Source organism: Sphingomonas pseudosanguinis (assembly GCF_052056765.1).
GTDB classification, from domain to species: Bacteria; Pseudomonadota; Alphaproteobacteria; order Sphingomonadales; family Sphingomonadaceae; genus Sphingomonas; species Sphingomonas pseudosanguinis.
The window spans coordinates 1,265,829-1,277,500 of record NZ_CP189888.1; the positions used below are offsets into that span (position 1 = coordinate 1,265,829).

The window sequence follows — 11,672 nt, forward strand, 5'->3', positions numbered from 1 at the left end:
CGTCTAGTCCCAAGCTACAGACCGGCCGTTCCTAACCTGTGTTTCTCGCTCCTGAAAGCGATTTTATTATACGATCGGCTTCTGTCTGCCCGATTTGGACAGAACCGGGACATGTTAACGTAAACATGCCCCGGTTCCAGGACCTTACTTCTGGGTGCGGGCCTTCAGAGCCTCGCCCAGGATGTCGCCCAGCGATGCGCCCGAATCGGACGAACCGTACTGAGCCACGGCCTGCTTCTCTTCGGCGATCTGCATCGCCTTGACCGAGAAGGTCGGCTTCTTCGAACGATCGAAGCCGGTGACCATCGCGTCGAACTTCTGGCCGACCTGGAAGCGCTCGGGGCGCTGCTCGTCACGGTCGCGACCCAGATCGGTGCGCTTGATGAAGCCGGTCGCACCATCGTCGCCCGCCTGGACTTCGAGGCCCGCATCGCGGACTTCGAGGACCGTCACGGTGACGACCTGGTTCTTGTTCAGGCGATCGCCAGCCGCAGCCACGCCGCCGGCGACCGGGCCGCCGCGCTCGAGCTGCTTCATGCCGAGCGAGATGCGCTCCTTCTCCGGATCGATGTCCAGAACCACGGCCTGAACGACTTCGCCCTTGCGGTGCAGGTTGAGGGCGTCCTCACCCGACACGCCCCAGGCGATGTCCGACATGTGGACCATGCCGTCGACATCGTTGTCCAGGCCGATGAACAGGCCGAACTCGGTCGCGTTCTTGACTTCGCCCTCGACGGTCGAGCCGATCGGATGGGCCGCGGCGAACGCTTCCCACGGATTGGCCTGAGCCTGCTTGAGGCCGAGGCTGATGCGGCGCTTTTCCTGATCGACTTCGAGAACGACCACATCGACTTCCTGCGAGGTCGACACGATCTTGCCCGGATGGACGTTCTTCTTGGTCCAGGACATTTCCGACACGTGGACCAGGCCTTCGATGCCCGGCTCCAGCTCGACGAACGCACCGTACTCGGTGATGTTCGTGACGCGGCCCGACAGCTTGGCTCCGACCGGGTACTTGGCGCCGGCGCCATCCCACGGATCGCTCTCGAGCTGCTTCATGCCGAGCGAGATGCGCTGCGTGTCCTTGTTGATGCGGATGATCTGAACGCGCACGGTGTCGCCGATCGCGATCATCTCCGACGGATGATTGACGCGCTTGTACGACAGGTCGGTGACGTGCAGCAGGCCGTCGATGCCGCCCAGGTCAACGAACGCACCGTAATCGGTGATGTTCTTGACGACGCCGTCGATGATCTGGCCCTCGGCCAGGCTCTGGATCAGGCCCGAACGCTGCTCGGCGCGGGTCTCTTCCAGGACTGCGCGACGCGACACGACGATGTTGCCGCGCTTGCGGTCCATCTTCAGGATCTGGAACGGCTGCGGGATGTCCATCAGCGGGGTGACGTCGCGGACGGGGCGGATATCAACCTGCGAGCCGGGCAGGAACGCCACGGCGCCGTTCAGGTCGACGGTGAAGCCACCCTTGACGCGGCCGAAGATCACGCCTTCGACGCGGGCCGACTTCGAAAATTCGAGCTCCAGCTTGTCCCAGGCGGCTTCGCGGCGCGCGCGGTCGCGGCTGAGCATCGCTTCGCCGTGCATGTTCTCGACGCGGTCGACATAGACCTCGACCTCGTCACCGACCTTCAGGTCGGCCTTCTGGCCGGGGGCAGCGAATTCACGGAGGGGCACACGGCCTTCCGACTTCAGACCGACGTCGATGACGGCCATGTCGTTTTCGATCGCGGTGACGGTGCCATGCACGACACGACCCTCGAAGCTGTCGGCACCGCCGAACATGTCATCGAGCATCGCCGCGAAATCGTCGCGCGTGGGCTGGGGGTTGGTTGCCATAAAAGGGTTAGGTTCCTGAGAGTTTTTCGCCTCCGGCCCGGGCGAACCCAAGACCTTCGACGATGGCCGCGCCGACCCCATGTCGACGCCACCAGGCCCGAAGATGTGACTGAAACACGGAAAAGCGGCGGTCCGCGACAAATGCGGAAAGGACGCTGAGGGCAGGGCCCTGCGTCAGCCTCTCCGCGGAACAGGGTCCGCGAGCGGGGCGCCTATAGCCGAAAAGGGGGTTTGGCGCAAGGAGAGGGCGGGGCGGGACAATCCTCCCCTGCAAGGGGAGGTGGCATCGCGACAGCGATGACGGAGGGGTGTCACCCTCTCGATAGCGGGACACCCCTCCACCACCGCTTCGCGGCGGTCCCCCTCCCCTGGGAGGGGAGGAATTTCAGGGGCGCACCTTCGCCGCGACCTGCGCGTCGACAAACTGGATCGCGCGGGCGACCGCCGCGTCGATCGTCAGGCTGGACGTATCCAGCGCCGCCGCATCCGCCGCCTGGGTGAGGGGCGCCGTCGCCCGGCCGCTATCGCGTTCGTCGCGGGCGCGGATGTCGGCCAGCACCTGTTCGAAGGTGGCGGTCGAGCCGTTCGCCGCCAACTCGTTATGCCGCCGCCGCGCGCGCACCTGCGGGCTGGCCTTCACGAACAGCTTGGCGTCGGCGTCGGGGGCGATGACGGTCCCGATGTCGCGCCCGTCGAGGATCGCGCCGCCCGGTTGCTGCGCGAACCGCTTCTGCCGCTGGAGCAGCGCGGACCGGACGAGCGGATGGGCCGACACGACCGAGGCGAGCTTGCCCGTCTCGTCATCGCGCAACGCCGGATCGGCGAGCAGGCTGTCGTCGAAGCTACAAGCGGCGACCGCATCGGCCTCGCGCGTTGGGTCGAGATGCATGTTGCGCACCGTCGCCGCCACCGCGCGGTAGAGCAAACCGGTGTCGAGATGCGGCAGGCCATAATGGCGGGCCAGCGCGCGGGCGATGGTGCCCTTGCCGCTGGCAGCGGGGCCATCGACGGCGATGATCATGCCAGCGCTCCCAGCTTTTCCAGCGTGTCGAAGAAGATCGGGTAGCTGGTCGCGACCGGCGCGGCATCGTCCAGCGTGATCGGCTCGCGCGCATGGAGCGCGGCGATGGTCATGCTCATCGCGATGCGGTGGTCGAGCAGCGTGGCGATGGTCGCGCCGCCGGGGATGGACTCGCCACCGGTGCCGGTCACGGCCATGCCGTCCTCGAACTCCTTGCAAACGACGCCGCACGCGCCGAGCGCCTCGGCCATGGCGGTGATGCGGTCGGATTCCTTGACGCGCAATTCCTCCGCGCCGCGCGCGATGGTCGTGCCCTTGGCATAGGCCGCCGCGACGAACAGCACGGGATATTCGTCGATCATGCTCGGCGTCAGCTCGGACGGGACCTCGATCGCCGACAGGGGCGCGTGGCGGATGCGCAGATCGGCGACAGGCTCGCCACCGACGATGCGCGCGTTCAACTCGGTGATGTCGGCGCCCATCATCTTCAGCGCGGCGATGATGCCGGTGCGGGTGGGGTTCATGCCGACATTGGTGACGGTCACGTCCGCGCCCGGCACGATCGAGGCCGCGACCAGCCAGAACGCCGCCGAGGAGGGGTCGCCCGGCACGACGATATTCTGCGGCTTCAGTTCGGCTTCCCCACGAATCGTGATGACCCGGCCTTCGGGCGAGGGGGTGACGGTCAGGTCAGCGCCGAAGCCGGCCAGCATCCGCTCGCTATGGTCGCGGGTCGCGACCGGCTCGATCACCGTGGTTTCGCCCGGCGTGTTGAGACCCGCGAGCAGGATCGCCGACTTCACCTGCGCCGAGGCGACGGGCAGGGTGTAGCGGATCGGCGCCGCCGGATTGATGCCCCGGACCATCATCGGCAGGCGGCCGCCCGGCGTATCCTGGAACTGCGCGCCCATTTGCGACAGCGGATCGATGACACGGCCCATCGGGCGCTTTGACAGAGAGGCGTCGCCGATGAAGGTCGCGGTGATCGGATGGCTGGCGATCAGCCCCATCAGCAGGCGCGTCGAGGTGCCCGAATTGCCCATGTCGAGCGCGGTCTCGGGCTGGAGCAGGCCGCCGACGCCCACGCCGTGGATCACCCAGACCCCGTCATCCTGCCGGACGATGTCCGCGCCCATCGCCCGCATGGCGGCGGCGGTGGCGAGCACGTCCTCGCCCTCCAGCAGGCCCTCGACCCGGCTTTCACCGACCGCGAGTGCGGAGAGCATCAGCGAGCGGTGGCTGATCGATTTGTCGCCCGGAACGGCGATGGTGCCGCGAAGGGCGGCGGCGGCTCGCACGGTGCGAGGCTGGGGAAGGGTATGCGCCATGATGGCGCGGGCTTTTGACAGGGGCCTTGCGCTGTGGCAAGGCGCGCCCACTTTTCGCTCCGGCGGAAAACCCAATCCGAAAGGTGATGAACGGCATGATCAAGCCGGAATGGGGCACGAAGCGTACGTGCCCGAAATGCGCGACGCGCTTTTACGACCTCGAAAAGGACGACCCCGTCACCTGCATCAATTGCGGGACGCAGTGGGAGCCAGAGCCCATCCTGAAGTCGAAGCAGCCTCTGCCCTTCGAGCAGAACAAGCCCGAGAACAAGGAAGCCGACAGCGATCTGGCGGGCGGTGACGACGAAGATCTGGACATCACCGGTGAGGACGAAGAGCCCTCGCCCGACGATGAGGTCGATCTGGGTGGCGACGACGACCTGGGCGTGGAAACGTCCAGCGAGGAAGACGAACACTAAGAGGTTCGACGGGGTTCGGCAGTGACCTGAAAAAAGTACTTGCCGAGCCCCGACAGCCCCGCTAGTGGGCTGCCTCCACAGCGGAACGGGGCCGTAGCTCAGCTGGGAGAGCGTCGCAATGGCATTGCGAAGGTCAGGGGTTCGATCCCCCTCGGCTCCACCATTCCGCCGGAACATACAGCGTGTCCCGACACGCTGACCGCCAGACCTGATCCCACTCTGGTCTGTGTATATCGATGGGGCCGTAGCTCAGCTGGGAGAGCGTCGCAATGGCATTGCGAAGGTCAGGGGTTCGATCCCCCTCGGCTCCACCATCCTTTTGACAGCATGATGCTCGATGACCGCCACGGCCATGCCGGAGGGCGGTTTTTGGCGTTCTGGTCCATTTATTGGTGGCGTGGAGGGAGAGCCGTTCGTCTCGACGTGTTGGCCATCGCGAATACGCGGCACCTTCACCTTACAGCACCACCCCCGCGAAGGCCGGGTATCGTTCGTGACGCAACCTGTGACGTCTTCTCGCTGCCCGATCGACATCCATGCCATTCCTCCCCTGCAAGGGGAGGTGGCAGGCCGAAGGCCTGACGGAGGGGTGTCGTGGCTGGTGAGGTAGGAACAAACTCGCGACCGGGGACACCCCTCCACCATCCTTCGGATGGTCCCCCTCCCCTTGCAGGGGAGGAACGAGGGCGGCCTTATCCGGCTACGGTAAGACCCGACGCATCGCGCTTAGCCCCGGCCTTCGCTGGCCTGGTGCGACACGGATACCGAGGATTAAAAAAACGGCCCCCGGGTTTCGCCGGAGGCCAGAGGGGGTGGGGTAAGGAACGCAGCCGATCAGGCGGCGGCCAGGCGCCGTTGCAGCTTTCAATATCGTTCGTGACGCACCCTAACGATGCCTTCCCGCTGCCCGATCGACATCCACGCTATTTCTCCCCTGCAAGGGGAGGTGGCAGGCCGAAGGCCTGACGGAGGGGTGTCGTGGCTGGTGAGGTAGGAACAAACTCGCGACCGGGGACACCCCTCCACCATCCTTCGGATGGTCCCCCTCCCCTTGCAGGGGAGGAACGAGGGCGGCCTTCTCCGGCTACAGTAAGACCCGACGCATCGCGCTTAGCCCCGGCCTTCGCTGGCCTGATGCGAAACGCATACAGACGATAAAAAACGGCCCCCGGGTTTCGCCGGAGGCCAGAGGGGGTGGGGTAAGGAACGCGGCCGATCAGGCGGCGGCCAGGCGCCGTTGCAGCCGGTGGACGGGGTTGGCCGGATCGCCCTGCACGGTCGACAGCTGAAAGCGTGCCACTTCGGTCGCCAGGATCTCCGCTTCCTGCGCCAGGCTGCGTGCGGCGTCGGTGGCCTGCTCGACCATGGCGGCGTTGCGCTGGGTCACGCTATCCATTTCGGAGACGGCGGTGTTGACCTGCTGCAACCCGACCGATTGCTGGCCGGCAGAGTCGGCGATGCGCGAGACCAGTTCGCTGATCTCGCCGATCCGGCCGATGATCCGCTGCAACGCCTCTCCGGTCTCGTTTACCAGTGCGACGCCGGCGGCGACCTGATCGGACGAGGCCATGATGCGGGTCTTCACGTCCTTGGCGGCCTCGGCCGAGCGCTGCGCCAACGCGCGCACTTCGCTTGCCACCACGGCGAAGCCCTTGCCCGCCTCACCGGCGCGTGCGGCCTCGACCCCCGCGTTCAGCGCCAGGAGATTGGTCTGGAAGGAGATGCCGTCGATGACCGAGATGATCTCGCTGATCTCGGCCGAGCCGCGTTCGATCCCGCTCATCGCCTCGACCGCGCGGCGGACGATCTGGCCCGATTCCTCGGCTTCGCTGCGCGCCTCGCCGACGATGCGGTTGGCCTGCGACGCGCCATCGGCGGTCTGACGGACCGTGGTGGTGATCTGCTGCATGGCGGCGGCGGTTTCCTCCAGCGAGGCGGCCTGCTGCCTGGTGCGGTCGGACAGGTCGTCGGAGGCCTGACGGATGTCGCCGGAGCCGACGCGGATCTGCTCGCCCGAATGGGTGACGACACCCAGCGTCTGGCAGAGCTGGGTCCGCATCGCCTCGAAACTATGGGCCAGCGCCTGATATTCGGCGGGCAGGCCGTCGAGCGAGGCGGTCAGGTCGCCCTTCGCCATGCGTTCGAACACGGCCTCGCACCGCTGGATGACGGCGCGACGCCCAGCCTGCTCGGCCTCGAAATAGGCGGCGAGCGCGATGTCCATGTCGATCAGCGACGCCTTGACCAGCGCGGTCGCCGCCTGCGCCCGGCGGCGAGTGCCGAAGGGCCAGAGCAGGCGGCCGAGGATCAGCTTGGGCAGGACATATTCCAGCATCCGCGCATAGCCGCTGATGTACCAGGTCGGCGCCAGCCCGATCTTGGCATGGATCTGCCCGATATGCGTCGACGACGCGGCATAGTCGCGGTCGAGCGGGCGCGAGAACAGCTTGCGCCAATGCTCCATCTGCTTGTCGCGCGCATGATCCATCCGCGCCTGCGATGCGAACAGGCCGCGTATCTGGGAAGTGGCGGCGATGTGGCGATAGAGCGCGGTCAGCGCCGCGGGCGCATGGCGCTCGATCGCGCGCTTGACCATGGGGAAGGTCCGATAACTCCCCGCGCTATAGTCGAACGCGGCAAGTCTCTGTTCAAAATCAATATGTTCCGATCCGCTCACGGCACATCCTCCTGCCGGCAGAATGGGCTGTGGAGGGTTAACGGGCGGTACAGAAGGCGCGTCGCCTACAGATTTTTTGTCATAATCTGCGTTAACGCGGGGAACAAAAAATAATTTTCGATTTTGAATGACGGGACAGGGTCTTGCGACCCCATCCCGTCATGATGGTCAGGCGGCCAGCCCGTGATGGCGCAGCAGGGCGTCCGGCTGCGGCGCGCGACCGCGGAACGCCTTGAAATTCTCGGCGGCGGGGCGGCTCGCCCCGCGCGCCAGCACTTCGCGACGGAACCGATCGCCCGCCGCCTGACCTTCCTCGGCAAAGGCGGCAAAGGCATCCGCCGACAGCAGTTCCGCCCACAGATAGCTGTAATAGCCCGCCGCATAGCCGCCCGCGAAGATATGGCTGAAGCTGTGCGGGAAGCGGTTCCATTCGGGCGGATGGATCACCGCCACCTGGGCACGAACGGCGTTCAATATGTCCATGACCCGGCCGCCCCGGGCGGGGTCGTAATCGCGGTGCAGCGTCAGGTCGAAGGTCGCGAACTCGATCTGGCGGAGCAGGAACAGCCCCGCCTGGAAGCGCCGCGCCGCCAGCATCTTGGCGAACAGCGCCTCGGGCAGCGACTCGCCGGTATCGACATGCGCCGACAGCGAGGTCAGCGTGTCGCGATCCCAGGCGAAATTTTCCATGAACTGGCTGGGCAGCTCGACCGCATCCCATTCGACACCCGAAATGCCGCCGATCGACGGCAGGTCGACCTCGGTCAGCAGGTGATGCAGCACATGGCCGAACTCGTGTAGCAGCGTGACGACGTCGCTGTGCGCCAGCAGCGCGGGCTTGTCCCCGGTCACCGGCGGGAAGTTGCAGACCAGATAGGCGATCGGGCGGTGGAACCGGTCGGCATCGCGGAAACGCGGCCGGCACACATCCATCCAGGCGCCGCCGCGCTTGCCGGCGCGCGCGTAGAAGTCGCAATAGACGCCCGCGACGACGGTACCGTCCTTGTCCTGCACGTCATAATAGCGGACATCGTCGTTCCACACTGACACATCGGCCCGCTCGACCAGCCGGATACCGTAAAGCCGCTCGATCAGCGCCACCGTGCCGTCCATGACGCGGGGCAGGGGAAAATAGGCGCGGATCGCCTCGCGATCGACGCCGAACCGCTCGCGCCGCATATGCTCGGCGACATAGCCCATGTCCCAGGGCTGCAGCTTGGTGATGCCGAACGTCTCGGTGGCGTAAGCGGTCGCCTCGGCGATCTCGGCTTCCGCCAGCGGACGCGCGCGGGCGGCGAGGTCGGAGAGGAACGTCAGCGCCTCGTCCGCCGATTGCGCCATCTTGGTTTCGACCGAGCGTGCGGCGGCGTCGGAGAAGCCGAGCAGCTGCGCCGCCTCGTGACGCAGCGCCAGGATCTCGTCGATCCGCGCCGAATTGTCATGGCTCGGATCGGCGGCCTGGTCGGAGGCGCGGGTGGCGAAGGCGCGTGCGACGCGGGCGCGCAGATCGCGATCGTCCGCCTGGGTCAGGATCGCCTGCACGCTGGGTTCGCGCAGCGTCACCAGCCAACCGTCCAACGCCTTCTCGGCGGCATAGGTCGCCAGGATCGCCTTGGCATTGTCGGTCAGGCCGGCGAGCATCGCCTCGTCGGTGATGTGCTCGCTCCATGCCTCGGTCGAATCGAGCACGGCGTTGCCGAATTCGGTGGCCAGCCGGTTCAGCTCGACGCCGATCGCCCGGAACCGGGCCTTGGCATCCTCCTCCAACGCGACGCCCGACAGGCGGAAATCACGGCGGGTCAGTTCGACACTGCGCGCTTCCGCCTCGCTCAGGGGGGCCAGATCGACCCGGTTGAACGCGGCGAACATGCGCGGGTCCTGGCCCGCCTCCATGCCATATTCGGCCAGCATCGCCTGCGCCTCGGCATAGGCGGTGCGCAGTTCGGGTGTGTCGGCGACCGAATGAAGATGGCTGGCGGGCGACCAGCCGCGCGCGATGGCGAAGCCCGCCCGCTCGCTGGCCAGCACCACGCCGTCGAAGTCGCTGGCATTCGATCCACCGATACGATCAGCGGCGGCGCGGGCGTCGGCGATCAGCGTCTCGACCGCCGGCACCAGATGTTCGGGCCGCACGGCGGCGAAGTCGGGCAGATCGGTATCGGCGAGAAGGGGGTTGGTCGTCATTCGGCGTCCTTGAGCAACATGGTTCGCAAGGCCATTTCGGCAGCGTCGACGCTTTCGGCAAGCCCCTGCCTGTCCAGCCAGCGCCGGTCGTGGTGACAATCGGCATAGCGCGCGCCATGGTCGCAGATCAGCGTGGCGATCGATCCCGCCCGGCTCTCGGCGGTCATCTCGAGCGCCAGGAGGGCGGCGGCGACGAAGTTCGCACCGGTCGACGGACCGACCGGCCGGCCGAGCAGATCGCTGACCACCCGCATGCCGGCGATCGACACCGCATCGGGCAGCTTCATCATCCGGTCCACCGTGCCGGGCAGGAAGGACGGCTCGACCCGCGGCCGGCCGACGCCCTCGATCCGCGAGGGCAGGGGGCAGCGCGCCAAGGGCTCCTGATCGCGATAGCCCTGATAAAAGGCGCTATGCTCGACATCGGCGACGCACAGCCGGGTGGCGACACCGCGATACCGGCAATGCCGTCCGATCGTCGTGGCCGTGCCGCCGGTGCCCGCCCCCGCGACGATCCATGCGGGTATGGCATGCGGCTCGCCCGCCATCTGCGCCAGGATGGCGGAGGCGATATTGTCGCAGCGCCAATCGGTGGCGGGCGCCGCATTGGTGAACTGGTCCATATAAACGCCGCCCAGCGCGTCGGCGAGGTCGCGGGCTTCGTCGTAGAGGCGGTGCGGCTCGACCAGATGGCATTGCCCGCCCTGCGCTTCGATCGCCTGGATCTTGGCGCGCGCGGTGGTCATCGGCATGACGGCATGGAAGGGCAGGGCGAGCAGCCGCGCGAAATAGGCTTCCGACACGGCGGTCGATCCGGACGACGCCTCGACCAATGGACGGCCTTGGCGGATCACTCCCGCGACGATCCCGCTGGTGAACAGCGACCGCGCCAGCCGATGCTTCAGGCTGCCGGTCGGATGCGCGGACTCGTCCTTCAGATACAAATCGACCAGCGGCGCGGCGGGCAGGTTGAGAGCCAGCAGCGGCGTCTCGGGGCAGCGGCGGCGGTCGCGATCGAGCACGGCCAGCGCGGTGGCGATGAAATCCTGATCGACCGAACGCTGCGCGATGGTGATGCCCAGAGCCTCATGCGCGGGTAGCGCGCTGGCGCGGGGCGGAGCGGTCGTGATCATGATGGTATCCCTTCTGTGCCAAAGGATATGCCAACTGCCGCGCCAAATCATACCAAAGTTGGCGTTCTATGGCGTGATCATCGCGTAAAAATCCCGTATGGAAAGCCAATGATCGATAAAATTGACACCGCGATCCTGGCGCAGCTTCAGGTGGACGCCGACCTGTCGGTCGCCGAGATCGCCGCGCGCGTGAACCTCTCGCAAAACGCCTGCTGGCGGCGCATCCGGCGGCTGGAGGAGGAGGGGATCATCCTGCGTCGCGTCGCGCTGCTCGATCCCGAGAAGCTGGATGCGGGCATGACGGTCTTCGTCAGCGTGCGCACCGCCGAGCATAGCGCCGCCTGGCTCGACGAGTTCGCCCGCGCCGTCAGCGATATGCCCGAGGTGGTCGAATTCTACCGCATGGCGGGCGAGATCGATTATCTGCTCAAGATCCGCGTGGCGGACATCAAGGCCTATGACCGGGTCTATAAGCGATTGATCGACCGCGTCCGTCTGGTCGACGTGAGTGCCGCCTTCGCGATGGAGGAGATCAAGCACAGCACCGCCATTCCCCTGCCAGGCCGATCGAACGGCTAGCGGCATACGATTGCATTTCCTGCAAGTGTATTTGATCACCTTGCATTTGCATCTGTTCGTGCTGCAGCGCAAAAGGATCGGGCCTTTCAGGCATCCTCTCCTAAAAACTTTTGGCCGGTCGCAAGACCGGCCTTTTTTTTGGCCTCGATTTCCCCTACGGAATGCGTGCGTCGTCAGCCAATATAAAGACGAATCGATAATCGGGAGTGGAAGCCGCCGGGAAGACCGGCACCGGCGGACGATCGGGACGGGGGTTGAGCGATGCGGCGATCGCTCCCCCCGTTTTGATTTTACCCTCCCGTCATCGCCAGCGTGACAAAGCCGAAACCCGCAGGCGCGGTGGGGCAACATAAGGCGCTCCGGCCCTCTGCCATGGAATGACGCGCGAAACTTCCCTATCCGACGGGAATTGCTGGAGGAACGGCGCGGCCGTGCCGTCCATGCCACCCCGATAGGAGCGCCGATGTTCAAGCGCCT

General features: G+C 66.2%; 9 protein-coding genes and 2 tRNA genes (1 of these 11 only partly in view). 5 read left to right on the top strand and 6 right to left on the bottom strand.

Going from position 1 to position 11,672, the window contains the following annotated elements; translation table 11 throughout:
* Positions 1-144: 144 nt before the first annotated feature.
* The 3 genes from rpsA to aroA form a co-directional block, all read right to left on the bottom strand.
* Complete coding sequence (gene rpsA, locus ACQHGV_RS05725; RefSeq protein ID WP_007405816.1) at positions 145-1,854, bottom strand: 30S ribosomal protein S1; 1,710 nt, start codon at positions 1,852-1,854, stop codon at positions 145-147.
* A 385-nt stretch (positions 1,855-2,239) separates the two neighbouring features.
* Positions 2,240-2,875 carry a (d)CMP kinase gene (gene cmk / locus ACQHGV_RS05730; RefSeq protein ID WP_440979764.1) on the bottom strand — a complete coding sequence of 212 codons (636 nt, stop codon included), beginning with the start codon at positions 2,873-2,875 and terminating at the stop codon, positions 2,240-2,242.
* A complete protein-coding gene (aroA, locus tag ACQHGV_RS05735; protein ID WP_440979765.1) occupies positions 2,872-4,203 on the bottom strand; it encodes a 3-phosphoshikimate 1-carboxyvinyltransferase in 1,332 nt (443 codons plus the stop codon). The genes cmk and aroA overlap by 4 nt, the downstream gene beginning before the upstream one ends.
* A gap of 95 nt (positions 4,204-4,298) precedes the next feature.
* On the opposite strand from aroA, the gene ACQHGV_RS05740 reads away from it, so the two are divergent.
* From ACQHGV_RS05740 to ACQHGV_RS05750, 3 genes are all read left to right on the top strand, one after another.
* Positions 4,299-4,622, top strand: coding sequence for a TIGR02300 family protein (locus ACQHGV_RS05740; RefSeq protein WP_037569181.1), 324 nt, complete (start codon positions 4,299-4,301; stop codon positions 4,620-4,622).
* Positions 4,623-4,709: 87 nt separating this feature from the next.
* A tRNA-Ala gene (locus tag ACQHGV_RS05745) sits at positions 4,710-4,785 on the top strand.
* A 75-nt stretch (positions 4,786-4,860) separates the two neighbouring features.
* Positions 4,861-4,936, top strand: a tRNA-Ala gene (locus ACQHGV_RS05750).
* Between the two features lie 902 nt (positions 4,937-5,838).
* On the opposite strand, the gene ACQHGV_RS05755 is transcribed toward ACQHGV_RS05750, so the two are convergent.
* The 3 genes from ACQHGV_RS05755 to ACQHGV_RS05765 all read right to left on the bottom strand — a co-directional run bounded on the left by ACQHGV_RS05755 (position 5,839) and on the right by ACQHGV_RS05765 (position 10,616).
* The gene (locus tag ACQHGV_RS05755; RefSeq protein WP_440979766.1) at positions 5,839-7,299 is read right to left on the bottom strand and encodes a methyl-accepting chemotaxis protein; all 1,461 of its coding nucleotides are present in this window, start codon (positions 7,297-7,299) and stop codon (positions 5,839-5,841) included.
* A 168-nt stretch (positions 7,300-7,467) separates the two neighbouring features.
* Positions 7,468-9,483: a M3 family metallopeptidase gene (locus ACQHGV_RS05760; RefSeq protein ID WP_440979767.1), complete on the bottom strand. Its 2,016-nt coding sequence runs from the start codon at positions 9,481-9,483 to the stop codon at positions 7,468-7,470.
* Positions 9,480-10,616: a PLP-dependent cysteine synthase family protein gene (locus tag ACQHGV_RS05765; protein WP_440979768.1), complete on the bottom strand. Its 1,137-nt coding sequence runs from the start codon at positions 10,614-10,616 to the stop codon at positions 9,480-9,482. Before ACQHGV_RS05765 ends, ACQHGV_RS05760 begins: the two co-directional genes overlap by 4 nt.
* 108 nt (positions 10,617-10,724) lie before the next feature.
* Between ACQHGV_RS05765 and ACQHGV_RS05770 the strand changes: the two genes are divergently transcribed.
* Both ACQHGV_RS05770 and ACQHGV_RS05775 read left to right on the top strand, forming a co-directional pair.
* Positions 10,725-11,195 (top strand): Lrp/AsnC family transcriptional regulator, encoded by a 471-nt coding sequence (locus tag ACQHGV_RS05770; RefSeq protein ID WP_183952212.1) that lies wholly within the window; start codon positions 10,725-10,727, stop codon positions 11,193-11,195.
* A gap of 463 nt (positions 11,196-11,658) precedes the next feature.
* Positions 11,659-11,672, top strand: partial view of a bile acid:sodium symporter family protein gene (locus ACQHGV_RS05775; protein ID WP_440979769.1) — the 5' portion only. 967 nt of this gene lie beyond the right edge of the window; 14 of the gene's 981 nt are visible here — the first part of the coding sequence; its start codon is at positions 11,659-11,661; its stop codon lies beyond the right edge, outside the window.

Bases quoted from the DNA above. Each gene is read 5' to 3' on its own strand.
- ACQHGV_RS05740 (WP_037569181.1), top strand. From the start codon at position 4,299: ATGATCAAGCCGGAATGGGGCACGAAGCGTACGTGCCCGAAATGCGCG.
- aroA (WP_440979765.1), bottom strand. From the start codon at position 4,203: ATGGCGCATACCCTTCCCCAGCCTCGCACCGTGCGAGCCGCCGCCGCC.
- ACQHGV_RS05770 (WP_183952212.1), top strand. From the start codon at position 10,725: ATGATCGATAAAATTGACACCGCGATCCTGGCGCAGCTTCAGGTGGAC.
- ACQHGV_RS05760 (WP_440979767.1), bottom strand. From the start codon at position 9,483: ATGACGACCAACCCCCTTCTCGCCGATACCGATCTGCCCGACTTCGCC.
- ACQHGV_RS05765 (WP_440979768.1), bottom strand. From the start codon at position 10,616: ATGATCACGACCGCTCCGCCCCGCGCCAGCGCGCTACCCGCGCATGAG.
- cmk (WP_440979764.1), bottom strand. From the start codon at position 2,875: ATGATCATCGCCGTCGATGGCCCCGCTGCCAGCGGCAAGGGCACCATC.
- rpsA (WP_007405816.1), bottom strand. From the start codon at position 1,854: ATGGCAACCAACCCCCAGCCCACGCGCGACGATTTCGCGGCGATGCTC.